Below are 22,637 nucleotides of genomic sequence, written 5' to 3' on the forward strand. Positions count from 1 at the left end.
TTTCCATTCCCGCTCTCTATCTTCCCTCGATCGCCCGAAATTGTGAATTGGCGATCGCGCTACGCACCAAAAACACCGTGGATTTGCTCTGACGGGCGATCGCCTCGGGAATATTGCCTTCAAGGGCTTGTTTTAACAACCCTTCGCGACTGGCGCCGACGACGATCGCATCGCACTGTTTCTGCTGGGCTAAGTCGATAGTGACCTCGGGAACCGAATTACCGCGTCGGTGGGCGGAAAACACCGGATAATTGACTTTTTTTGCCAGAATACCCCGGGCTCGACTCAAGATTTTGCGATCGAGCGATCGCAGATCGGGAGACAAGATCTGACATAAATACACTTCGGGGCGATCGGCGATCGCCACCAACGACGGTAACAAGTGAATCGTCGCGATCGCGCTTTCGCTGCCACGAATCGGCACCAACCAGCGATTTAAGCGCAAATTAAACCGGGTAGTCACCTCTAGCGGTTCCGCTTGGCGATATTCGAGCTCTTTTTTCAGTTCTACCCCCCATTTAACCATCACCACATCACAAGGCGCCTGACGGATCGCCGTATCGACAATATCGCCAAAAATGCGCGCCGGGGAAGAGGTGCGCCCTTTCCACCCCATCAACAATAAATCGATGTGGCGCTCTTCAATCGTTTCGAGAATCGCATCAGACACGTCGTGAGTGACCCGGATTTGGGTATGAATCGGGATGTCCCAGCGCCGTGCCAACCGTTGGGCGTGTTGCAGCAGGCGACGACTGGCGGTAACTTCGACCCGGCTTTCGTGGGGGGCGCAATGTCGGGAAACGGGGATGGCGCGTAAACATTCAATTTCGTAGTTGAGATCGCGGGCGATCGCCGCCGCCAATTGTAGCAACGCCGGAGCGGTCGCCGGATTCCCCAACGGTACTAACAACCGTCCGGCCCCCGTCGCCGGGCCGCGCGTCTGATAGACCACGTAAGACGGATCCGGATGGCGGGTTTCGACGTGTTTGCCCGTCAAATGGGCGCTTTCCGCGCGAATGATGTCGCTGCGGGTAATAATCCCGACCAATTTACCCCGTTCGATCACCGGGAGGCGACTGAGTTGGTAGCGATCGAGTTCGTAGAGAACCTCGCTCAAGGATTCTTCTGTCGAAACCGTCACCGGGGTCACAGTCATGATGTCGCGCAGGGGAGTCGTCGGGTCGGGATCCCTTTTTCGGATCTCCACCAAATCCCTTTGGGTAATAATGCCGACGAGTTTTTTACCTTCCACCACCGGGAACCCGCGATGATGCGATCGCGCGAACGCCTGCATCGTCTCTTCTAAAGACATGTCGCTGCTGAGGGTTTCGACGCGATGCTGCATCACCTGGCCCGCCGTCAAGCCGCCGAGGGGACTGTCTCCCGGTTTGTCTTTTTTCAGTTCCACCCCTTTGAGTTTCAACAACCAATCGTAAAGGGATCCTTTCGCCAGGGTTTCGGAGACCGAGTAAGCGACCACGGAGCCGACCATCAACGGCAGCACGAGATTAAAATCCATCGTAATCTCGAAAATCATCACCACCGCCGTAATCGGCGCTTTACACACGGCACAGAAAAACGCCCCCATTCCGGTGAGGGCGTAGGTGGTCGGCAACCCTACCCCTAATAAACTCGCCTGCCACAAGCCGACTAGGTAACCCAATGCCGAACCGAGGACCAGACAGGGGGCAAATAAGCCCCCGGGTGCCCCCGATCCGGCGGCGATTAAGGTGAGCAAGAAGTGTGCGACAAAGGCGATCGCCGTCACCGAGGCATCCGCTTGTCCGGCGAGCAGAAATTCCCGCAACCCCGTATTGCTGCGGAATAGGGGGGGCAAATGGGCGACGACGGTGGAGCAGATCGCTCCGGCGAGAGCCACTCGCCACGGTAAGGGAAGGCTCAGAAAGCGGCGATTGAATTTGACCGCTTCGACAATACCGCGACTGAACAGGGTGCCGAAGGCTCCGGCGAGAATGCCGAGGAAGAGATAAAAGGGGATTTCTTGGGCGGAGAAGCTCGTTTGGGACGCACTCAGGGGCAAGCCGAGGTCTAAACCGCGACCGCCGAGAATTCGCGAGACTGCGGCGCCGATGAAGGAGGCAATGAGAGCCGGACCGAGGCTGAAGCCGGAAATGTCTTGTAGGAGTTCTTCGACGGCGAACAGCACTCCGGCGATCGGGGTGTTAAATCCGGCAGCCAATCCGGCGGCGGCGCCTGCCGCGATCAGTTGTTTGCGGTAGTCTGGGGAAGTGGGAAGCCAGCGACTGAGTTGAGCGGCGAGGGCGGCGCCGATTTGAACCGTAGGCCCTTGGCGACCGAGGGTGAGTCCGGAACCGACGGTGAGGATCGTGCCGAATAATTTGACGATCGCCACCCGCCAATCCAGGGGAAAGTTGAGTCCGGCAAATGCGGCTTTCACCTGGGGAATGCCACTTCCCGTGGTTTCCGGCGCCCACCGTTCCACCAGCCACCCGGCGAGAAACCCGCCGACTATTCCGAGAATCGGTAAGTAGATCGAGATCGCAAAGGTCCGCGACAAACCGACCCGCCAGGTGCCGAGGGAGCCGACCCCTTGCATGAGCAATACTGCCGCAATTCCAGAGATCAACCCGATCGCGCAAGCTTCGAGAATCGCTAGGCGTTTGGGTTTGAGAATCGAGGCGATCGCCCGATTCCAGTCTTTTACGAGAGAATAATACCCCCAACGCCACATATTGATTTTGGATTTTAGATTTTAGATTTTAGACTAAGGGATTTTGGCCGCGTGACAGAATTCTCTCTTTCAATATTTATTGCTTGTGCGCTCTTTGGTTTAGATCGAACTTCTGCGCTCGTCTTTAGCTGCTTCTCTCACTTTTGGGTACCTCACCCCTGCTTCCCGGTCACCGATAAGCCCTCCACGATTAACGACGGCGTATAACAAGAACCATTCCACTCCGCATCGGAACAGATCGTCACCAGTTGCTTGAGGGCGGCGTATACATTGCCCGCCACCATCGTATCTTTAATGCGACCGACGACTTGACCGTTCTCGACCCGATAGCCAAGATCGACATTAATGGAGAAATCTCCGGAAATTCCGGCGCCCGAACCTAGAATTTGATCGACGATCGCCCCTCGGGAGATACTGGCGATCGACTCCTCGAACGAAGTCCGACCGGGTTGGATGAGGAAATTAAACAATCCCGGCGTCGGATAACTCCCCAAACTGGGGCGAAACCCGTTCCCCGTGGTTCCCGTTCCCAAGCGATTTCCGGTGACGCGATCGCTGTAGAAATTCTGTAAAATTCCCTCTCGAACAAACGTAATCGGTCGGGTCGGCGTCCCTTCATCGTCGAACGGACAGCTAAACGGTCCCGCCGTCGGATCTTGACAAATCGTCAGGGAGGGAGAGGTCACCACCTGTCCGAGGCGATCGCTCCACGGCGAAGCCCGTTCTAAAACCCGTTTGCCATTGAGCGCCGCCTGTAACGCCCCCCACAGCATGTCCGCCGCCTTCGCCGTAAACAAAATCGGTACTCGTCCGATCGGCGGCGCCACGTTGTCCCGACTCCATTCCAACCGTTGCAAAATTTGGTTGACCACCGAAACCGGATCCAATTTTCCCCGTTGGGTTTGTCCGTCGGAGACGCTGAGAAAATCGTCACCGCGTACCCATTCCGCCGACAGATAACAGCTTAACGTCGTATCCGTATAGGCGCATTCCAAACCGTTGGAATTCATCAAGCGGGTGGTTTCCACCTCGCAATCCCATTCCGCCGTACAGAGAATTTCCGGATACGCCTCGCGAATCAAGGCGATCGCCATCCGGCCCCATTCCACCAACTGTTCCACGGCAACCGCTTCGCCGATATCCGGATAGAGACAGGCTTGAGGATGAGCTAACTCGATCGTTTCCGGTTCGTTCAACTCCCCCAACGCCAAGGCTTTATCGACCAAACTTTGCGGGTCTACTGGGCCGTAAGCCACCGCCAATCCCGGTCTGCCATTTCTCCATACTCGCAGGGCCGTCCCTTCCGATTGGGTACTTTCGAGTTGTTTGAGTCGATTCGCTTCAAAAAAGACGGGTCGAGAATGCGATCGCGACTGGAGGACTTCGGCAGCTTCGGCACCGGATCGACGAGCCAAATCCAATAACTGTTGTGCCAGTTGTTCGAGTTGTAAATTTTCAGATCCCATGATCTTGTTAGGTGTCCGTATTGCACGCAGAAGCCCTCAGCAGTCCGCTCGATCGCTGGCAACTTCGATGTCTTCTGTACGCCTGAGTTGAGAATATCCGTAGGGTATATATAAATTACTTTACGCTAATTCGACTTCGCGTAATAGCCAAAATCCCGCAAACGATTCCGAGTTCGGATCGGACTGAACGGCTAAAAAGTGAACCCCACTGGCTTTCGTTTTCGCCGCTTCAAACCCTTCCGCTTCCTTCTGGGTTTTGCGATCGTTAATATTGGCTAAAATCCAGCTTTCATTCGGTCCGGTTTCCAAGATCAAACGCGGTTGTTCCTTCCCGTCAAAGCGCAGAAACGCCAACTCGATCCCGGAAATCCACGCCGCCATCGGTAGGGCTCGGGAAGAAAAGATAATTAAACCGGGAATTGAGCTGTTGGGGGAGAGATCCGGCACCAAACTTTTGTCCCCGAGGATCGGAAACGCTTCGCCAAAGCCGATCTCCCACTCGTTAAAGTCGGCAAATGCCTCCGCTTCCAAGGAGACAAACGCCCATTTTTGACCGATGAGCGCGTCGGGAAGCCGTTGCGGCGGTAGGGACTCCATTTTGACCGAGGTGCTTTTAGCCGCCGCTTCGTCGTAACCCGGTTCGTGGGGGTAGACCTGCTGCGATCGCTCCTCCAACCAAGACAGTAAGGTTAGAGTCCGGCGACTCGGTTTTGACGCCATGCCCAAATCCTTGCACGCTTTCGTAATCATGTTATTCATCTGTCGCCGGAAAAAGCGGATTTGGGTCGGCGGTTCTCCCGCTTCGGCGATCGCCTCCTCAATGGCTTGACCGAGGGCGATCGAATTGACTTCCGTACTCGGATAATATTTGCTGTAGCGAAATCCCGTCGTTTCAGGAGAGCAAGGCTGACACAGACTCTCGCAGATGAGCACTTCCCATAGTTTCTTTCCGTTTTCGTCAAGAATCGGTTTTGAATAAAAATCCAGTTCCCACGTTTTGCCCATCAGTTTTGCGTAATTGCCCCAGAATACCGTTTATCTGCCATCCTATCATCAATGGGAGCCTCTCCCGATCGCCCGCAATCAACAGAATCGATCGCCGTACTCACCGTTGAGAAGGGAACGTCGAGACCCCCTTTTCACCCCACGCCGATCCGCCCGTGCAAATCGCTCCACTCCTGGTGTTTTTACCCGAGTTCCCGCTTCCAACTGCGGCGCGATCGCACGACGGTTCCGCGATCGATCGCTCCTCCCTCGGGTTCGCAGGAAGGAGCGTTTTAACGCGATCGCGCCGAGCCATCTTTTCCGAGAACGGCTTACAAAACGCCTTTAGAACTCGGAATTTCGCTCGCCCGTCGCGGGTCGATTTCTACCGCCATGCGGATCGCTTTCGCAAAGGCTTTAAAGGTCGCTTCGATGATGTGATGGGAGTTGATCCCGTCGAGTTGGCGCACGTGTAACGTCATTTGGGTGTGATTGACGATCGCCACGAAAAACTCGCGCACCAATTGGGTATCGTAAGTTCCGACGCGCTCCGTAGGAATCTCTAAACCGTAACTCAAATGAGGTCGCCCGGAAAAATCGAGGGAGACTTGAATCAAGGCTTCGTCCAGGGGAGCGATAAAATGACCGAAGCGAACGATGCCCTTGCGATCGCCCAACGCCTTCGCCAGCGCCTGACCGAGGGTAATTCCCACATCTTCATTAGTGTGGTGGTCGTCAATTTCCAAATCCCCAGTCGCCTTAACGTCGAGATCGATCAGACCGTGGGAGGAAATCTGGTGCAGCATGTGATCGAGAAACGGAATTCCCGTTTGAGCCGTACACCGACCGGACCCGTCGAGGTCTACACTCACCTCAACATCAGTCTCCCCCGTCGTTCGGCGCACGGAAGCCCGCCGCACTAAAGCTTGCTGCACCCCATTGACTACCGCGTTCTCGGTCGCACTGCGGCTACGATCGCTCGTTTGCATAGTCTCTAATTCTTAAGCTCGCTCAACACCCTTTATTATCGCCGTTTTTGACTCGGGGTTTGAGAGTTGAGAGTTGAGAGTTTAGAGTACCGCAGGTAGGGCATCGGAAATCAGTTCGGAGTCAAAACTTTCCCGACTCCCGACTCCCAACTCCCTCATTCTCCTCCCAGGCGGGCATTTTGCCCGCACTGTAGGCTTGTGACGTCTGACTTTTCGATGCTTCCCTACATCCCCATAATGCAATAGCCCGAATCTACATACAGCACTTGTCCCGTAATCCCACTGGACAGGTCGCTACACAAGAAAGCCGCCGCACCCCCGACCTCTTCTTGAGTGACACTGCGTTTTAAAGGCGCCACCTCTTCGACGTGGTGGATCATGTCGCGAATTCCTCCCACGGCGGAAGAGGCTAAAGTGCGGATCGGTCCGGCAGAAATGGCGTTGACGCGGACATTTTGGGAACCGAGTTCGGCGGCGAGATAGCGCACGTTCATTTCTAAAGCCGCTTTGGCAATCCCCATGACGTTGTAGTTGGGAACGACGCGTACTCCGCCCAAGTAACTGAGGGTGACGATGCTGCCGCCTTCGGTCATTAAGGGTTTGGCAGCTTTGGACATGGCGACTAAAGAATAGGAACTGATATCTAAAGCCCGGGCGAAACCTTCCCGGGAGGTGTTGCTAAAATCCCCGGTCAGTTCGTCTTTTCCCGCAAAGGCGAGACAGTGGATGAGGATGTCGAGTTTGCCCCATTTTTCTTGAACAGTTGCAAAGGTCGATTCGATCTGGCTGTCGTCTTGGACGTTACAGGGGACGAACAAGCTGGGATTGAGGGGTTCGACGAGTTCGCCGACTTTACGCTCTATTTTGCCTTTGTCGTCGGGGAGATAGGTGACGCCGAGATTGGCTCCTGCTTCGTGTAGTTTTTGGGCAATGCCCCAAGCGATGGAGCGATTGTTGGCGATACCAGTGACGAGGGCATTTTTTCCGGTTAAATCAAGCATGGATGTTTCTTTTAGGAACAATTACCGAGCAGCTCAATCTACAACCGAGAAGGACGATTGCACAAACCGAGGTCAACGGGTTGGGCAGATGCGATCCCCTGGGCCGAGTGAGAGTGATGGTGGGGTGTCGGTCGCCGAGACGGACGAAAGACGCCAACGGCGATCGCCTCTGGAGTGTTGCAGGTCTTCCCCCATTTGATTGAATCACAGTGGGTGCGCTTCATTAAATTGGTCGGATCTGCCTCGCCCGCCGCCACGATCGCCCGTCACCCCTTTCCCTCGGAAATCAACGGCGATCTCGAAGGCTGCAAGCTTTACCCGTAAAGCGATCGGATTGTAGTCCGGGGGGGATCCCATTTAGGCAAAAGTTCCATAGGCGATCGCTTCTGATGGGGTTATTGTGTATCCAGGAGTACAAAAATCCGATAGAACCTCAGTTTAAGTTTTTTAAAGTGTAAAAGTCACAAAATGCTGATAAGCAAATTCAAGAAATTCAAGTTTGATTAAACAGGTGCATCGAAGCGCGATCGCCCGAAATTTTTTATAAAGACGAGATAGAGCAATGGATATGGTAATGACCCAGGACAAGCCTTTAGCTGCCGTCTTCCGACAAATGGGAACGGGGACCTTCCCGCCCATCGTCGAAACCTTCGAGCGCGGCAAGACGATCTTTTTCCCCGGGGATCCGGCGGAACGAGTTTACTTCTTACTCAAAGGTGCCGTCAAGCTCTCGCGGGTGTACGAAGCCGGAGAAGAAATCACCGTCGCCCTCTTGCGAGAAAACAGCGTCTTTGGCGTGCTGTCGTTAATCACGGGCCATCGTTCCGATCGCTTTTACCACGCCGTCGCCTTTACTCCGGTCGAACTGCTCTCGGTTCCCATCGAACAAGTCGAAAAAGCGCTCAAAGAAGACCCGGACTTATCGATGGTGATGCTGCGCGGTCTGTCTTCACGGATTTTGCAAACGGAAATGATGATCGAAACCTTGGCTCACCGGGATATGGGATCTCGCCTGGTGAGTTTTTTATTAATCTTATGCCGGGATTTCGGCATTCCCAGCCCGGACGGGATCACCATCGATCTGAAATTGTCCCACCAGGCGATCGCCGAAGCCATCGGTTCGACCCGGGTCACCGTCACCCGCTTACTCGGCGATCTCAGACAGGAAAAAATGATTTCGATTCACAAGAAAAAAATTACCGTTCACAATCCCGTGGCCTTGAGCCAACAATTTACATAAGTCTGCGGCGATCGCGATCGCCTCTTTTTTTGCAGATAACGGGTAGACTGTTAATCGGTCGTCATTGAGGGCGACCGATTTCACGATCTTGATGTCTCGAAGCGCGATCGCCCGATTGAGTTTAGCCGATTTACCCGATGGGTGGCGGTGGCACCTGGTGTCACCGTCGGTTTTGGCGATCGCGTCGGTCGCCGCGATCCGGTTCGCCGATGTCAAGTGTGCCCTGGAACCCCCCGCCGTAACGCATTGAGATTAGGCGAGATCTCGACTGAGTGTAGCCAACGATGACTAGCGCCTACGTCCTGATTCTGGCCGTTTTAGTTTTGGGGGGATTGCTTGCTACTTTGGGCGATCGCCTCGGAACCAAGGTCGGTAAAGCTAGACTGTCCCTGTTTAAACTGCGTCCCCGACAAACGGCGACGGTCGTGACGATCGTTACGGGTATTGTCATTGCCGCTTCTACCCTCGGGATTCTGTTTACGTTGAGCGAATCGTTGCGCGTCGGTGTCTTTCGCCTCGATGACAAACTCAAACAATTGCGCCAAGTCAGTAAAAGTTTGACCGACGTCACCAACGCCAAAGAGCGCGTCGAAGCCGAACTCGCCGAAGCCCGAGAAGAGCAAATCCAAGCCCAACAACAACTCGACGCCATCAATCAGTCTTTGCAAAGCGCGATCGAAAAACAAACCCAAACCCAAGCCCGACTGCAGCAAACCCAAACCGAACTGCAAACCACCCAAAGTCAACTTGCCGAAATCGAAACCGACTACCAACAGGCGAAAACTCAACTCAGCGCGATCGAATCCAAATTCGAGCGTACCCAAAATCAGTTACAAAAAGTTTCTCAAGAAGCTCAAATTCGCCGTCGCGAAGTTCAAAACCTCGAAAATGAACGATCGCAACTGACTCAAGAACTCGAACAAGTCCGCTTTCAAATCGAACAGCGCGATCGCGAACTTGCCCGCACTCAAGGACAACTCGAACGTCAAAAACAACAGCTCGAAGTTCAAGAACTCGAACTCCTACGACAACAAATCGAAGTTCAACGTCAAGAACTCGCCATCACCCGTCAACAACAAGAAATTCAGGCACAAACTCAACAAATCGACCGCCAAAAACAACAAATCAGCCAACAAACTCAAGAAATTCAACAACAAAAACAAGAAATTCAACAACAAGAAGCTAATATTGCCAGTCAAAAACAACTGCTCGGAGAACTCGCCCAACAACAAGCCGTACTTCAACGGGAAGTGCAAATCCTCGAACGGGATTTTCAACTCCTGCGTGAAGGTACGGTCGCTTTACGCCGCAATCAGGTCTTAGCGTCTGGAGTGGTGCGCGTTTTGAAACCGGAAGGCGCCCGGGAAGCCGCCCGTCAGCTATTGGTAGAAGCCAATCGGGCGGCACTCGAAATGATTCAACCCGGAACTCCTTCCGAAAATGACTGGGCGATCGCCATTCCAGAAGCCGACCTCGAACAACTGATTCAAAGTATTGATGACGGTAAGGATTATGTGGTTCGCATTCTTTCGGCGGCGAATTATCTTTTAGGAGAAAAGCAAGTTGACGTGTTTGCCGATGTGGTCGTCAATCAGGCGATCTTTCAAAAAGATGAAGTGGTCGCGAGCGCTTCTTTATCCGGAGAGCCGATTTCTGAAAAAGAGATTCAAGAACGGCTCGATTTATTAATTGCTGCGGCCAATTTCCGGGCGCGGCGATCGGGCATTGTTTCCGATACGATTCAGATCGGCGATGGCAGTATTGCCCGTTTAATTGAATTTATGAAAGGGCTATCTCCAGAAAAAGATAATGTAGTTTTACAGGCGATCGCCGCCGAAACGGCTTACACGATCGGACCGCTCAGAATCGAATGGGTAGTCCTTGAAAATGGAGAGCCAGTTTTTAGGAGCGAGTAGGAACATTTTAGATTTTATTAGATTTTTGATTTTTGATTTTTGATGATTCAATTCATGTCCGGACTCTCAACGCCATGACCCCCAAACTCACTGCCAACCCAGCTATTCTAGGATTCGACCCCGGACGACTCAAATGCGGGATTGCCGTGATGGGACGCGATCGCACCTTGCTCTTTCATCAAGTCATCCCCTCAGAAGAGGCGATCGCCACCCTGGAATCCCTGCGAGAACAATTCCGCTCGACCCTGCTCGTCATGGGCGATCGCACCACCGCCAAACAGTGGAAAGCGCAAATCGAAGCGGGACTCTCCAGCCCGATCGAGATCGTCATGGTAGACGAACGCTACTCCACCTTAGAAGCGCGCGATCGCTATTGGGAAATGTATCCCCCCAAAGGCTTGACCCGTCTCGTTCCTCAAGGAATGCGACAACCGCCGCGTCCCATCGACGATATCGTCGCTATTTTATTAATCGAACGCTACTTTTCAGCGTCCTAAATCCCCTAAAACTTGCCTCGAATGGTAAACGAATAATCTCCTCCCGGTTCGAGTTTGTAGTCCCATCTTTCTAAAAAACGACCGAGCGGTTCTTGGATCAACGCTCTTCCCCGGGACGGTTCGATCGCCAGTTTTCCCAGGCGAAAACACCATTGGAAATTCCAGACAAACTGTCCCGCACTGACCTCCCCTTCCAGGGTGCCTCGATGCCAAGAATGCTGGGTAACTCGGACGTGGGCAGTAGTTTGCGGCAAACGCTTTGCACTCACGAGTGACTTCCGACAATGCTGCGACCGTTATAAAGGCTCATGGCTTTTTCCACGCCTTCTTTGAGGCTTAATTCTATCGCATCGCGCACGAGGTAAAGCACCTCGGAAATCAACTCATTTTCTCTGGGGGCAAACTTCCCGAGGACGTGAGAAACGGTATCCGAATCGGTGGCCGCCGATCGCGGTTTGCCGATCCCGATCCGCAAGCGGGGGAAATTTTGGGTTCCCAAATGCGAAATCGTCGATTTCATGCCATTATGTCCCCCCGCCGAACCGGACAGTCTCAGCCGCACTCGTCCGACGGGTAAATCCATATCGTCGTACACCACCAACACCGAAGAAGGCGGCAACTTATACCAATCCGTCACCGCTCGAATCGACTGTCCCGAACGATTCATGTAAGTTAAAGGTTTCAGCAGGCGAATTTTATCCCGATTCGGGCCGAACCCCTCACCAAATACCCCGTTAAACTTGCGATGTTCGGCACAGGAAATCTGCCAGGAGCGGGCCAACAAATCCACCGCCATAAAACCGACATTATGGCGAGTTTGTTCGTATTTCGGCTCGGGATTGCCCAAGCCGACAATCAACTGCGGGACAATTAAATTCACTGCGGTTTCCGTCGAAGTCATCGCGATCGCGTCGAGTAATGCTATACAACAAATTAGGGGTCGCGTTTCATTGTAAACGGATTCCCCAGTTCACTTTCTGCCACGGGTCGCCGACATGAAATTATCGGGTTCCTTTCAAGCCTGTGAAATCGTCTGTCTCGAATACGAACACACGCGCCTTTACGCCGAAGTCATCGAAACGATCGCCGAGCGTCAGATGTGCTGGGTGCGACCGCTCGTCCTCGTCGTCGGAGAATCGGCACGCCTCTACGACCTACGCCAGGGGGCCGATCTCGTCTGGCCCGCGTCCCGATTTCGGGTCGCCCTCGATACCGAAGTGATTCCCCTACTCGGGGAACTGAACGCCCCCGATCGCGCGATCGCGGACAAAACCCAAGGACACCAGCAATTGCGGCGGTTCGTCGATCGCCTCTGGCGGGCTTATCCCGACGATTTTAGCGATCGCTCGTAACGAATCCCCGCCGCTTTCATGCGATCGAGCGCTGCAGCCATGCGCTCTTGGCTCACAGTCAGGGCAATCCGGAAAAAGCCCTCTCCCGCCGCGCCGTAACCGTTCCCCGGCGGCACCACGATCCCGCAGCGATCCAGTAACAGGTTGGCAAATTCGCTAGAGGTATAACCGGGAGGAACTGCAGCCCAAACGTAGAGCGTCGCTTGAGGTGCCGCGAGGGGCCATCCCAACTCTTGCAGTCCGGCCACGATAAAATCCCGGCGTTGTTGGTAAACTGACATCACCGCTTGTACCTCGGCTTCCGGCGTTGAAAACGCGGCGATCGCCGCCCGTTGGATCGCCTTAAACGCCCCCGAATCCACATTACTTTTAACCTGACTCAAGCCCTTAATGCCGATCGCCGCGCCCACCACGAAGCCGATCCGCCAGCCCGTCATGTTGTACGATTTCGACAAACTGTGAAACTCGATCGCTACCTCTTTCGCCCCCGGCACCTGTAGCACGCTCGGCGCCCGATACCCGTCATAACCCACTTCCGAATAAGCGTGATCGTGGCACAGTAAAATCTCGTAATCCCGGCAGAACGCCACCAATTTCTCGAAAAACGCCAACGGCGCCACGGCTCCCGTGGGATTGTTCGGATAATTCACCCACAGTAATTTAGCCCGTCTGGCCACGGTTTCGGGAATCGCGGTCAAATCCGGCAAAAATCCATTTTCCGCTTTCAGAGGCATCGCGTAGGGTTCGCCTCCGGCAAATAACGTTGCGGTCCGATAGACTGGATAACCCGGATCCGGAATCAAGGTGCAATCGCCCGGATCCACAAAGGCCAAAAACGTATTATGAATTGCTTCCTTCGAGCCGATCGAGGCGATCGCTTCTCGGTCCGGATCGAGTCCGCCGACCCCAAATCGGCGTTCCATCCAGGCGATCGCCGCTTCGCGAAACTCGCGGATCCCTTGATAGGGGGGATAGTTGTGCGTCGCCGGATCTTCGATCGCCTCGTGCATCGCCTCTCGAATTGCAGTCGGCGTCGGTTTGTCGGGATCGCCCACCCCCAAATTAATAATATCTACCCCTCGGGCCAGTAACTGCGCTCGTTTGCGGTCAATCTCGACAAATAAATACGGGGGAATTCTTTCTAAACGCTTGGCAAATTGCATATTGACTCGACAACCGGATCGGGCTTGAGCATTGTAAAATCCTAAGACAGTTTACCGCACTCAGCCGCCCCTCTCGACGCGCAACCTTTTCCCGTCGCCATCCGGTCGCCATCGTTCCGGTCTTTTCAATCGGTTGAATGTCGCGATTTTAAACTCGTTAAAACTCTCGCTCGAATGACTCTTCAGTAGCGTTTCGATCTCGAAGATCGCGAGTCAAGCCAAGCTTCTTCGGTCGCCCCTTCGATGGGATTCGAGGCGATCGGTGCATCTCAATTGAAAGGAAATAATCAGTCCGTACAATTTATCGGCTGGAAACCAGCTGAATTCTTCCGGCATCCATTTCCGCCATCAAGAGTTCGAGTGCTTCGTAATCGACCTCATCGATGTAACCCAAACGGGTCAGTTCGGAATTAATCCCGTTTTCGATCTCTGGCGTCAAGCGCTTGAAATAGAGCGCTTTTTCGACAAGTTGACGAATCATGGTTCGCTCTCAGACGATGGGTTGAGAAGATTTTCGACACTACATCCATTTTCGGCTGAATTTTTAGGACCCAGCGTGACCCACCCCGACCCTTTTCCGTGATCTCGATCGCTGCTCGTTTCAGAGTGACGGGTTAAACCCCCTATCCTTAGAAGTCCCTTTGATGTTTCCCTTCAATTTATCAGTGTAAACCCCGGGTCAATTCGTATCGAGGAATACGGCTATTGATATCTTCTTGCTGAAATCTTTAAAAAACTAGGGGCTACCAACAAGATTCGACAAAATCCCTCTTTAGAGGTAGCCAATTGCCAACGGAACAGATTAACTTAAAGCATCGGATAAGTTTTTTGCACACGATCGAGTATTTCAATGGGGTTAAATCATGCTTACTGCTGTTGCCATTCCTCAAGTTAGTGTTCTCGAACTCAACGGTCATCTGAATGCGGCCAATGCCGGAGAACTTCAAAGCCGTCTGACGGAAGCCGTTGCCTCTTCCACTCACGAGAGCGTGTTGGTCGATATGGAAAATGTCGATTCCCTCGACAGTGCGGGGTTAATGGCATTGGTTTCCGCGCTGACCTTGGCGCAAAAACTCAATCGCAGATTTAGCTTGTGTGGCGTAGCCCCGGCGATCGCGATTATTTTTGAACTGACCCAACTCGATCGGGTTTTCGAGATTTTTGAAAATCGTGCATCTTTTGAAGCGTCTCTTGCCTAACACTCCAGTTCTTTTGCCATCGGGTTTCTCGCGCCTGACGACGGCGCCCTCACAACTGAATACGGACGAGCATTAAGGCTCGTTGCTTCTCCCAGCTCCAGTTTGAAGCAACAGCCTGCTCGCTGCTGTCCGGCCAAAATCAAGGTTCGAGTCCCCCTACATCCCTCGCCTCGGTTTTTGCCTGGGTACACGGGGGATGGGCACGCCATCGAGTCCCCATCCCCCGGGAAACTCTACGAACATCGATTATGATTTGATTAACAACCTTGCCGAGGGCGCGATCGCCTCGGATCCCGCGAGAGCGGTTCGCCGAGATCGATGGAAAATCTCGCTGTTGTCCGGTCTGGCCTTGAAAGATTCCCAGACCTGTCCGGCGATCGCGCGTCCCGGGGCGCCACGCCGTTCGGCTGGTACTCCGGCATCCTCGTGCAGATTGAGAAAGTTTTTAGAGTAGAGTTTGGCCGTGGCAGTCGCAGTAGAACAACTCCTAACCCCAGACATTTTACAACCCGCTCGTTACCTCGGAAACGAACTGGGCGCCGTCCACAAACCCTGGGACAGCGCCGCCGTTCGTTGGGTTCTCACCTATCCCGAAGTGTACGAAGTCGGAGCCTCCAACTTGGGGCATATCATTCTTTACAACATCCTCAACACCCAACCGCGCCAACTGTGCGATCGCGCCTACCTGAGCGCCCCGGACTTGGCGCAAAAGCTACGGGACACCCAAACCCCCCTGTTTGCCGTCGAATCCCGACGCGCCCTCACCGACTTCGACCTGCTCGGCTTCAGTCTCAGTTACGAACTCGGGGCGACCAATATTTTAGAAATGTTGTCCCTGGCTCAAATTCCCCTGACCTGGGAACGACGCCGCCAAGATGAAGCCTGGAACGTCGAAAACGGCAGTTGGCCGCTTATTTTTGCCGGAGGTCAAACCGCTACCTCCAATCCCGAACCTTACGCCGACTTTTTCGACTTTATCGTTCTCGGCGACGGCGAAGAACTGTTACCCGAAATCGGACTCGTCCTCGAAGAAGGGAAAGCCGCCGGACTGACCCGCGAAGCTCTCTTGCTCGATTTAGCCCAAGTTCCGGGGGTCTACGTTCCCCAGTTTTACGACATGGCGCCCGACGGTTCCGTACATCCCAACCGCAAGGACGTTCCGGCGCGGGTGCTGCGGCGCGTCGCCGACCCGATTCCGGCGTATTCGATCGGTTTGGTACCTTATATTCAAACCGTTCACGATCGCCTGACGATGGAAATCCGGCGCGGTTGTACCCGGGGCTGTCGTTTTTGCCAGCCGGGAATGCTGACCCGACCCGCGCGCGACGTGGAACCGGAAACCGTGGTAGACGCGATCGAAGCAGGAATGCGGGCGACGGGATATAACGAGTTTTCCTTATTATCCCTGAGTTGTTCCGACTACCTGGCGCTTCCCGCCGTGGGGATGGAGATTAAAAATCGGCTCCAAAATCAGAATATTTCCCTGTCCCTCCCGAGTCAGCGCGTGGACCGCTTCGACGAGAATATCGCCAATATTATCGGCGGAACGCGCAAAAGCGGTCTGACCTTCGCCCCGGAAGCGGGAACCCAACGGATGCGCGACATCATTAATAAAGGGTTGAGTAATGAAGAGTTGCTACGCGGGGTGAAAACCGCCTGGGAACAGGGCTGGGATAAGGTGAAGTTGTATTTCATGATCGGGTTGCCCGGGGAAACCGATGCGGACGTACTCGGGATTGCCGAAACGGTTCACTGGCTGCAGCAAGAATGTCGCGGGCAAGGACGCAGGCGGTTGTCGGTGAATTTGACGATTTCTAATTTTACGCCGAAACCGCACACGCCGTTTCAGTGGCATTCGGTCTCGACGGCGGAGTTTTTGCGCAAGCAAGAGTTATTGCGAGGGGAATTTCGCCGGATGCGCGGGGTGAAGGCGAACTTTACCGACGTGCGGATTTCGGCGATGGAGGATTTTGTCGGACGGGGCGATCGCCGTTTGAGTGCGGTGGTGCGTCGGGCGTGGGAACTCGGCGCCGGGATGGACTCGTGGTGGGAAAATCTCGATCGCGCCTTTGAAGCCTGGGAGAAGGCGATCGCCGAAGCCGGACTGACGTGGAAATATGCCCGAGTCGAACGAGGCGAATGGAACGTCATGGAAACCGGGGAAGCCACGAGTAGCGCCGATCTCGACGCGCCGTTACCTTGGGATCACCTGGATACGGGGATCGATAAAAATTGGCTCAAAGCCGACCTCCAGCGTGCCTTAGAAGCGGCGACGGTTCCGGATTGCTCCTTTGAGGGCTGTTCTCACTGCGGGGTCTGCGGGGTCGATTTCGGTCACAACGTGGTGGTCGAACCGCCCCAGATTCCGGCCTTTTCCGGGCATTTTCAACCCTCTACGACCCGGGCGATGCGGCTGCGGGTCTGGTTGGGCAAACACGGCGATCTGGCGTTGGTGAGTCATTTGGATTTATTGCGATTGTTCGATCGCGCCGTCCGGCGGGCGGGTTTGCCGATCGCCTTTACCGGAGGGTACCATCCCGGTCCGCGTATTTCTCCGGCGAATGCCTTGACATTGGGGGCGACGTCGAGCGGCGAGATTGTCGATTTCGAGCTGACCGAGGCGATCGAACCCGAGCGCTTCCGGGCCGAGTTAGCCGCACAATTGCCGTCGGAGATTCCGATTTATCGCGTCGAGGAGGTCGATGTTAAATCGCCGTCGGCGACGCAGCTTTTAGAGCGGGCCGAATACCTGCTGACCTTAAGTTGGGTGCCGTCGCCAGAGGGAGGCGAACCCCCGAAGGGGGAACAATGGCGGCAGTGGTGCGATCGCATTCTCGACGCCGAGGAATTGTGGTGGGAAACCACCACGAAAAAAGGTAAAGTGAAGCAGATTAACCTGCGCGATCGCCTCTTCGAGTTGGAACTCGTCGAGGTGGCCGACGACTCTCCCACGGCGGTCGTCCGCTATCTCGGCACTTGCCGCAACGACGGCAATCTCCTGCGCCCCAGTCACGTAGTCGCCCTATTCGAGCAAGTCGGCGATGGCGAAATTCAATTGGTTCGCACCCACCGCCAGCAGCTCATCCTCGATGGAGGGCAAGGCTAGCTCCCCCGATCTCCAGATCGGTCGTCTTTTGAGGGAGACGAGCGATGGGTCTCACTCTACAATCTTTGATGTAAAGTGAGATTTATCGTTCTAGCGATCGGGCGATCGCGACGTTGCTCACGGGGAACCCAATCGAGGCAACAATCCAGCCAAACCGATGACCGAGCGAGTTGTCGCTGGTGGCGATCGCCCGTACCACCACCCTCGCACGATTGAGTCCGACCAAAAAGAATGGGATACAAGCCCCGTCTTTATAGGACGGCTTTTGGATATAATTAAGACAATCCGCAACCCAGCCAGAGTCTCGCGGCCAACCGGAGGAACCTGGCTCGGGCGGCCAACCGGAGAGTTTTTCTTTCCATGCAACCGTGGGACACACGGTCAAGAAGCTCGCCGAGGGTAAAGTCCTTGGACTCCCGATGAAGCGAGAATCCCCGTCCCTTTAGGTCGGGGAGTGTCAAGCTTTTCCTTTCTGCAAGACTTCCAAGATTTACTATCGATGCTCGGCCCCGTTCGCAGATGTGCTGGCTGAATCCAGACTATTTGCCGACAGGAACGCAGGTTGTCTGTCAATTGCAGCGACAAACTCCCTCGGGAGAGAGAATAACGGGTTGCTATTGAGAACCCCGAGGGGTTGTTCCCCCCCCTCCGAACCCGTAGGGAATAGTTAACTAATGGGGGGTTCGGGGGGCAGTAAGTCCCGCGCTCTCCCCCAAAGGTGAACGTCGGGATACATGGATCCCCGCCCTTGTCGATTCCCCACCCTACGGGAAGCGCCAAGCCCTAGGATGGGGATCAAACAAGCAACCAGTAGCCATAGCTTGTGGTAAACTCCGGCCATGCTGACCATGAACTACACCTACCGAATCGATCCAGACGCCACCCAGCAGGTTGAACTGTTGGAGTGGATGGAGGCGTGCCGAGGGGTATATAACTATGCCTTGCGCGAACTCAAGGATTGGATGGCTTCGCGTCAGTGTCCGGCAGACCGATGTTCTCTGGAAAAGGAATACATTATTTCCGCCAATGAGCCGTTCCCGTCCTCCCCTCGTCAGCAAAACAACCTACCCAAAGCGGAGAAGCAATTCCCGCATTTAGGCAAGGTGCATTCTCAGGTTTTGCAGACGACGATTCGCAGGTTGCACGATACCTGGGAAGCATTTCAGAAGCGTGGGCATGAATTCCCACGTTTCAAAAAGTTCGGTCAATTCAAATCCTTTGTCTTCGACCCAGGTTTGGAGCAATTCTTGACGGCATCCGATGGCAGCTTTGAGGAGTCTCCCCAATGTTTCAAGTCGATGCAAAGTAAGCTGAAATTGCTGCAACGCAGAGCGGCGAGAAAACGGAAGGGTTCTAAAAACTGGGAGAAAGCTCAACTCGCCGTCGCTAGAGCGTACCATTGGATTGCAAATCGTCGCCAAGACTTTCATCTGAAAAGGGCTCACAAGCTTTGCGATCGGGCGCAAACCTTCTTTGCAGAAGACCTCAATACCAAAGGGTCAACCCGAGGGATGCTGGGAAAAGATGGTGTGGATGCTGCCTTCGGGCAATGCTTGTCTCTGGCGGAATGGGCATGTTGGAAAGGGGGGATCTATTTTGCTAAGGTCGATCCCAACAGTCCTAGCCAAACCTGCCCTAACTACTTTGCTGTTGTCAGCAAGGGGTTGGAAGTCAGAGAACATCATTGCCCTGAGTGTGGGTATCGAACCGATCGCGATCCGCCTCCGGCGTCGCTACGCGAACGGGCTGTAGCAGAGATGGTTTTGCATCGTGGACTCGAACAAGTCAGTAGCCAGGGACTCTGGCGAAACGAAAGTGCCCGTCAAGTCGGTCTGTCGGGGGTCGATGACCTAGACAAGTGGCGCACGGCCCAAATACCCAATCGCGAGATTGGGAAGCCCGCGCTGTACCTGTAGGGTCAGCGTTGGGAAGATGTCACGTTTGATTTTTCACGTAGCGCGCGCATTTGTGTAGGGACTGTTTGGCGGGACAGCACTCATCAGTCGTCGGTAACGGACACGACTCGTGACTGACCCCATCCGAGTCCACACCAATGACCATACCCCTCGCGAAGAGCTACACGCTAGGTTTTGAGGAAATTGAATGCCAAAGCAAATTATTATCGCGGAGCAGCATCGCATTGCTGCAGTGTTTTCTGAAGATCAAATACAAGAACTGGTTGTCGCTACGGGTAGCCACCAGGTTGGGGATATTTATCTCGGCGTCGTCGAAAATGTACTGCCCGGAATCGATGCCGCTTTTGTCAATATCGGCGATGCGGAACGTAACGGATTTATCCACGTCAGCGACCTCGGCCCGCTACGGCTGAAACGCTCTGCCGGAGCGATCACCGAACTGCTCTCCCCCCAGCAAAAAGTGCTGGTTCAGGTGATGAAAGAGCCGACGGGAAACAAAGGACCGAGACTGACGGGTAATATTACCCTGCCCGGTCGCTACCTGGTCTTGATGCCCTTCGGTCGCGGCGTCAACTTGTCGCGACGCATCCGCAACGAAACGGAACGCAACCGCCTGCGGGCTTTAGCGATCTTGATCAAACCCTCGGGAATGGGCTTGTTAGTCCGCACGGAAGCGGAATCCGTGACCGAAGAGGCGATCCTCGAAGATCTCGAATTTTTGCAAAAACAATGGGAGGCGATCGTCCGCGAAGCCGCTTCGACGCGGCCTCCGGCCCTACTCAACCGCGACGACGACTTCATCCAGCGCGTGCTGCGAGATATGTACAGCACCGAAGTCAACCGGATCGTGGTCGATTCCCCCACCGGGGTCAAACGGGTCAAACAACACCTGATGAACTGGAATGGCGGCAAGTCGCCCCAGGGGGTGTTGATCGACCAGCACCAAGAACGCAGCAACATTCTCGAATTTTTCCGGGTTAACGCGGCCATTCGCGAAGCCCTCAAACCGAGAGTCGATCTTCCCTCGGGCGGTTATATCATCATCGAACCGACGGAAGCGCTGACGGTGATCGACGTTAACTCCGGTTCGTTTACCCGCTCTTCTACCGCCCGGGAAACGGTGTTGTGGACGAACTGCGAAGCGGCGACGGAAATCGCCCGTCAACTGCGCTTGAGAAATATCGCCGGGGTGATTATTGTCGATTTTATCGATATGGATTCCCGCCGCGACCAACTTCAAGTGCTCGAACACTTTAATAAAGCGCTCAAGGCGGATAAAGCCCGACCGCAAATCGCCCAACTCTCCGAACTCGGATTGGTGGAGTTGACCCGCAAACGTCAAGGACAGAATATTTACGAGTTGTTCGGTCGTCCCTGTCCGACTTGTGGCGGGTTGGGACATTTGGTTCATTTACCCGGTCAGGGGGATACGGCGGCGGTGGAAACTACAGCGACCCCCTTACCGGAAACGAGCGTGCGTCCGACGACTAGCCCGCCGGAGTCCCGTCCGACACCCACGCCGACGCCTTCGGCGAGTCCCGAGACTCGTCCGACGGAAACTCCGGTGCGCGAAACGGCGGATCTCGATTACGGCAACGATTTGCAAGAACTCGATTTGATGAATCATCCGAGTTATCAGGAACTCGGGGTGGGAAGCAATCGCCGCCGTCGTCGTCGTCGGGTGGATTTGGGCGAGGAGGAATCGACGAGAAATAATCGCTCGGTCGGTACGCCTTCGCTGCGGAATAATAATGGCGATTGGAGTGATTCGGACAACGAGGGGGGCTTGAATTCCGGTAAGGACGATCGCCCCGAAAAGACAGAACGCAGTCGTTCGAGTAAGCGGGATTTCGATCGCGGCGGCGAGGATACTCCGGAAGTCGTTTGCATTGAAATGACCCCGGACGAGCAGGAAGTTTATGCGTTGATGGGGATTTCGCCCCTCGTGTTGTTTAATGGCGAAGTCAAAAATCCCAAAAATGTAGCGATTTCCGTGGTGGAACCGGGAGAGGCGCCGCCCAAACCAGAAGGGTCTTACAGCCCTCCGAAGCTGGCGAATTCAGAACCGGAGGAGGACGATGCGGCTTCGGTCGCGATCGCCTCTGCAGAACCGCCGGAGGACGAGAACGATCGCCCCGACGAGTCCGACGAGTCCGACAGCCACGACGATAATGACGGTAACGATGACAGCGAGAGTAAATCTTCTCCGGTCATCCGCCGCCGCCGCCGCCGTCCTTCGGTGGAAACTTAAATCCCCGATCGCGATCGCGCGCCCTCCACGAGAGGGAGGGCGTCCCACTCCTTTCTTGACTGGCTAGCCCCATGAACCGTGTCTGCACCCGACAACTGAATTTATGGGAAGCTTCTAGCTTCGCCGATGCAGATCTCGACACCCTGGGTCGGGGTCAACTCGTGGCGGGGGTCGATGAGGTCGGACGGGGCTGTTGGTTCGGTCCGGTGGTCGCGGCGGCGGCGATCTTGTCTGGGGAGGCGATCTCCGACTTACGCCAAGCTGGAGTGACTGATAGCAAGCGGTTGAGTGTCAAACAGCGATCGCGCCTCGCTTTATCCGTGGGAGAAAGCGCGATCGCTTGTTCGATTGGAATCGCTTCGGTACGCGAAATCGATCGCCTCAATATCTTGCAAGCGTCTTTACTGGCGATGAAACGGGCGATTTTAAAACTACAGGTCACTCCCCAGTTATGTTTGATTGACGGCAATCAGTTGGTTCCCGATTTATCGATCGAGCAGAAAACAATTGTCAAGGGAGATTCCCGGGTCACGGCGATCGCCGCCGCCAGTATCGTCGCCAAAGTATGGCGCGATACTCTCATCGTCCGTCTGGCGAAAAAGTACCCGGAATACGATCTTGAAAATAATAAAGGGTACGGTACGAAAAAACACCGTTTAGCATTGCAAAAATACGGCATTTCTCCACAACATCGCCGTTCGTTTCGCCCTTGTCAACTGCACGGCGATCGCCTTTCTTGATTTTACCTAAAAATTCGCTCTTATTTGTCCCTTCATTTCGATCGCGGGCGATCGTTATTTTTAGATCGAATTTCTCAATTTACTCCCCGCGATCGTGGGGTTTG

General features: G+C 54.5%; 22 protein-coding genes. 11 read left to right on the forward strand and 11 right to left on the reverse strand.

Annotated features, from left to right (window positions below; genetic code table 11):
• Window positions 1-16: 16 nt before the first annotated feature.
• The 3 genes from HCG48_RS19790 to HCG48_RS19800 form a co-directional block, all read right to left on the reverse strand.
• A complete protein-coding gene (locus HCG48_RS19790; protein ID WP_168570704.1) occupies window positions 17-2,713 on the reverse strand; it encodes a chloride channel protein in 2,697 nt (898 codons plus the stop codon).
• 152 nt (window positions 2,714-2,865) lie between these two features.
• Window positions 2,866-4,179 (reverse strand): TldD/PmbA family protein, encoded by a 1,314-nt coding sequence (locus tag HCG48_RS19795; RefSeq protein WP_168570705.1) that lies wholly within the window; start codon window positions 4,177-4,179, stop codon window positions 2,866-2,868.
• Window positions 4,180-4,299: 120 nt separating this feature from the next.
• Window positions 4,300-5,184, reverse strand: a complete 885-nt coding sequence (locus HCG48_RS19800) for a Tab2/Atab2 family RNA-binding protein (protein WP_168570706.1) — start codon at window positions 5,182-5,184, stop codon at window positions 4,300-4,302.
• 51 nt (window positions 5,185-5,235) lie between these two features.
• Between HCG48_RS19800 and HCG48_RS19805 the strand changes: the two genes are divergently transcribed.
• Window positions 5,236-5,460 carry a hypothetical protein gene (locus tag HCG48_RS19805; RefSeq protein WP_168570707.1) on the forward strand — a complete coding sequence of 75 codons (225 nt, stop codon included), beginning with the start codon at window positions 5,236-5,238 and terminating at the stop codon, window positions 5,458-5,460.
• A 35-nt stretch (window positions 5,461-5,495) separates the two neighbouring features.
• Here HCG48_RS19805 and hisB read toward each other — a convergent pair whose 3' ends face one another.
• Window positions 5,496-6,152, reverse strand: coding sequence for an imidazoleglycerol-phosphate dehydratase HisB (hisB, locus tag HCG48_RS19810; RefSeq protein WP_168570708.1), 657 nt, complete (start codon window positions 6,150-6,152; stop codon window positions 5,496-5,498).
• A 224-nt stretch (window positions 6,153-6,376) separates the two neighbouring features.
• The gene (fabI, locus tag HCG48_RS19815) at window positions 6,377-7,153 is read right to left on the reverse strand and encodes an enoyl-ACP reductase FabI (RefSeq protein WP_168570709.1); all 777 of its coding nucleotides are present in this window, start codon (window positions 7,151-7,153) and stop codon (window positions 6,377-6,379) included.
• Window positions 7,154-7,727: 574 nt separating this feature from the next.
• Here fabI and ntcA point away from each other — a divergent pair.
• The 4 genes from ntcA (at window position 7,728) to HCG48_RS19835 (ending at window position 10,806) form a co-directional block, all read left to right on the forward strand.
• Window positions 7,728-8,393 (forward strand): global nitrogen regulator NtcA, encoded by a 666-nt coding sequence (ntcA, locus tag HCG48_RS19820; RefSeq protein WP_445974485.1) that lies wholly within the window; start codon window positions 7,728-7,730, stop codon window positions 8,391-8,393.
• Between the two features lie 88 nt (window positions 8,394-8,481).
• The gene (locus tag HCG48_RS19825; protein WP_168570710.1) at window positions 8,482-8,643 is read left to right on the forward strand and encodes a hypothetical protein; all 162 of its coding nucleotides are present in this window, start codon (window positions 8,482-8,484) and stop codon (window positions 8,641-8,643) included.
• Window positions 8,644-8,677: 34 nt separating this feature from the next.
• Complete coding sequence (locus HCG48_RS19830; protein WP_168570711.1) at window positions 8,678-10,309, forward strand: DUF3084 family protein; 1,632 nt, start codon at window positions 8,678-8,680, stop codon at window positions 10,307-10,309.
• Window positions 10,310-10,383: 74 nt separating this feature from the next.
• Window positions 10,384-10,806, forward strand: coding sequence for a RuvC family protein (locus HCG48_RS19835; RefSeq protein WP_168570712.1), 423 nt, complete (start codon window positions 10,384-10,386; stop codon window positions 10,804-10,806).
• Window positions 10,807-10,811: 5 nt separating this feature from the next.
• Here HCG48_RS19835 and HCG48_RS19840 read toward each other — a convergent pair whose 3' ends face one another.
• Both HCG48_RS19840 and pth read right to left on the reverse strand, forming a co-directional pair.
• Complete coding sequence (locus HCG48_RS19840) at window positions 10,812-11,075, reverse strand: DUF3146 family protein (protein ID WP_168570713.1); 264 nt, start codon at window positions 11,073-11,075, stop codon at window positions 10,812-10,814.
• Entirely contained in the window at window positions 11,072-11,707 is a 636-nt protein-coding gene (pth, locus tag HCG48_RS19845; RefSeq protein WP_168570714.1) for an aminoacyl-tRNA hydrolase, read from the reverse strand. The genes HCG48_RS19840 and pth overlap by 4 nt, the downstream gene beginning before the upstream one ends.
• Window positions 11,708-11,801: 94 nt before the next feature.
• Between pth and HCG48_RS19850 the strand changes: the two genes are divergently transcribed.
• Window positions 11,802-12,158, forward strand: coding sequence for a hypothetical protein (locus HCG48_RS19850; protein ID WP_168570715.1), 357 nt, complete (start codon window positions 11,802-11,804; stop codon window positions 12,156-12,158).
• On the opposite strand, the gene HCG48_RS19855 is transcribed toward HCG48_RS19850, so the two are convergent.
• Both HCG48_RS19855 and HCG48_RS19860 read right to left on the reverse strand, forming a co-directional pair.
• A complete protein-coding gene (locus HCG48_RS19855; RefSeq protein ID WP_168570716.1) occupies window positions 12,128-13,321 on the reverse strand; it encodes a pyridoxal phosphate-dependent aminotransferase in 1,194 nt (397 codons plus the stop codon). The two genes, HCG48_RS19850 and HCG48_RS19855, sit on opposite strands and share 31 nt — an antisense overlap.
• Window positions 13,322-13,622: 301 nt before the next feature.
• A complete protein-coding gene (locus tag HCG48_RS19860) occupies window positions 13,623-13,802 on the reverse strand; it encodes a hypothetical protein (RefSeq protein ID WP_168570717.1) in 180 nt (59 codons plus the stop codon).
• Window positions 13,803-14,184: 382 nt separating this feature from the next.
• Here HCG48_RS19860 and HCG48_RS19865 point away from each other — a divergent pair, with 382 nt between their 5' ends.
• Both HCG48_RS19865 and HCG48_RS19870 read left to right on the forward strand, forming a co-directional pair.
• Window positions 14,185-14,520: an STAS domain-containing protein gene (locus HCG48_RS19865; protein ID WP_168570718.1), complete on the forward strand. Its 336-nt coding sequence runs from the start codon at window positions 14,185-14,187 to the stop codon at window positions 14,518-14,520.
• A gap of 463 nt (window positions 14,521-14,983) precedes the next feature.
• A complete protein-coding gene (locus HCG48_RS19870) occupies window positions 14,984-17,626 on the forward strand; it encodes a TIGR03960 family B12-binding radical SAM protein (protein WP_168570719.1) in 2,643 nt (880 codons plus the stop codon).
• Window positions 17,627-17,708: 82 nt separating this feature from the next.
• Here the strand turns inward: HCG48_RS19870 and HCG48_RS19875 are convergent, their stop codons facing one another.
• Complete coding sequence (locus HCG48_RS19875; RefSeq protein WP_168570720.1) at window positions 17,709-18,011, reverse strand: hypothetical protein; 303 nt, start codon at window positions 18,009-18,011, stop codon at window positions 17,709-17,711.
• A 454-nt stretch (window positions 18,012-18,465) separates the two neighbouring features.
• On the opposite strand from HCG48_RS19875, the gene HCG48_RS19880 reads away from it, so the two are divergent.
• Window positions 18,466-19,542 carry an RNA-guided endonuclease InsQ/TnpB family protein gene (locus HCG48_RS19880; RefSeq protein WP_210437089.1) on the forward strand — a complete coding sequence of 359 codons (1,077 nt, stop codon included), beginning with the start codon at window positions 18,466-18,468 and terminating at the stop codon, window positions 19,540-19,542.
• A gap of 19 nt (window positions 19,543-19,561) precedes the next feature.
• Here HCG48_RS19880 and HCG48_RS26585 read toward each other — a convergent pair whose 3' ends face one another.
• On the reverse strand, window positions 19,562-19,687 hold the full coding sequence (locus HCG48_RS26585) for a hypothetical protein (RefSeq protein WP_255547201.1): 126 nt from the start codon (window positions 19,685-19,687) through the stop codon (window positions 19,562-19,564).
• Window positions 19,688-19,729: 42 nt separating this feature from the next.
• Between HCG48_RS26585 and rne the strand changes: the two genes are divergently transcribed.
• Both rne and HCG48_RS19890 read left to right on the forward strand, forming a co-directional pair.
• On the forward strand, window positions 19,730-21,793 hold the full coding sequence (gene rne, locus HCG48_RS19885) for a ribonuclease E (protein ID WP_168570721.1): 2,064 nt from the start codon (window positions 19,730-19,732) through the stop codon (window positions 21,791-21,793).
• A 71-nt stretch (window positions 21,794-21,864) separates the two neighbouring features.
• Window positions 21,865-22,533, forward strand: coding sequence for a ribonuclease HII (locus HCG48_RS19890; protein ID WP_168570722.1), 669 nt, complete (start codon window positions 21,865-21,867; stop codon window positions 22,531-22,533).
• Window positions 22,534-22,637: the final 104 nt, after the last annotated feature.

This window comes from Oxynema aestuarii AP17, from assembly GCF_012295525.1.
GTDB classification, from domain to species: Bacteria; Cyanobacteriota; Cyanobacteriia; order Cyanobacteriales; family Laspinemataceae; genus Oxynema; species Oxynema aestuarii.

Excerpts from the sequence above, each read along its gene's own strand:
- HCG48_RS19790 (WP_168570704.1), bottom strand. The coding sequence starts at position 2,713 with ATGTGGCGTTGGGGGTATTATTCTCTCGTAAAAGACTGGAATCGGGCG.
- HCG48_RS19795 (WP_168570705.1), bottom strand. The coding sequence starts at position 4,179 with ATGGGATCTGAAAATTTACAACTCGAACAACTGGCACAACAGTTATTG.
- HCG48_RS19800 (WP_168570706.1), bottom strand. The coding sequence starts at position 5,184 with ATGGGCAAAACGTGGGAACTGGATTTTTATTCAAAACCGATTCTTGAC.
- HCG48_RS19805 (WP_168570707.1), top strand. The coding sequence starts at position 5,236 with ATGGGAGCCTCTCCCGATCGCCCGCAATCAACAGAATCGATCGCCGTA.
- hisB (WP_168570708.1), bottom strand. The coding sequence starts at position 6,152 with ATGCAAACGAGCGATCGTAGCCGCAGTGCGACCGAGAACGCGGTAGTC.
- fabI (WP_168570709.1), bottom strand. The coding sequence starts at position 7,153 with ATGCTTGATTTAACCGGAAAAAATGCCCTCGTCACTGGTATCGCCAAC.
- ntcA (WP_445974485.1), top strand. The coding sequence starts at position 7,728 with ATGACCCAGGACAAGCCTTTAGCTGCCGTCTTCCGACAAATGGGAACG.
- HCG48_RS19830 (WP_168570711.1), top strand. The coding sequence starts at position 8,678 with ATGACTAGCGCCTACGTCCTGATTCTGGCCGTTTTAGTTTTGGGGGGA.
- HCG48_RS19835 (WP_168570712.1), top strand. The coding sequence starts at position 10,384 with ATGACCCCCAAACTCACTGCCAACCCAGCTATTCTAGGATTCGACCCC.
- pth (WP_168570714.1), bottom strand. The coding sequence starts at position 11,707 with ATGACTTCGACGGAAACCGCAGTGAATTTAATTGTCCCGCAGTTGATT.
- HCG48_RS19850 (WP_168570715.1), top strand. The coding sequence starts at position 11,802 with ATGAAATTATCGGGTTCCTTTCAAGCCTGTGAAATCGTCTGTCTCGAA.
- HCG48_RS19855 (WP_168570716.1), bottom strand. The coding sequence starts at position 13,321 with ATGCAATTTGCCAAGCGTTTAGAAAGAATTCCCCCGTATTTATTTGTC.
- HCG48_RS19860 (WP_168570717.1), bottom strand. The coding sequence starts at position 13,802 with ATGATTCGTCAACTTGTCGAAAAAGCGCTCTATTTCAAGCGCTTGACG.
- HCG48_RS19865 (WP_168570718.1), top strand. The coding sequence starts at position 14,185 with ATGCTTACTGCTGTTGCCATTCCTCAAGTTAGTGTTCTCGAACTCAAC.
- HCG48_RS19880 (WP_210437089.1), top strand. The coding sequence starts at position 18,466 with ATGCTGACCATGAACTACACCTACCGAATCGATCCAGACGCCACCCAG.
- HCG48_RS26585 (WP_255547201.1), bottom strand. The coding sequence starts at position 19,687 with ATGGTCATTGGTGTGGACTCGGATGGGGTCAGTCACGAGTCGTGTCCG.
- rne (WP_168570721.1), top strand. The coding sequence starts at position 19,730 with ATGCCAAAGCAAATTATTATCGCGGAGCAGCATCGCATTGCTGCAGTG.
- HCG48_RS19890 (WP_168570722.1), top strand. The coding sequence starts at position 21,865 with ATGAACCGTGTCTGCACCCGACAACTGAATTTATGGGAAGCTTCTAGC.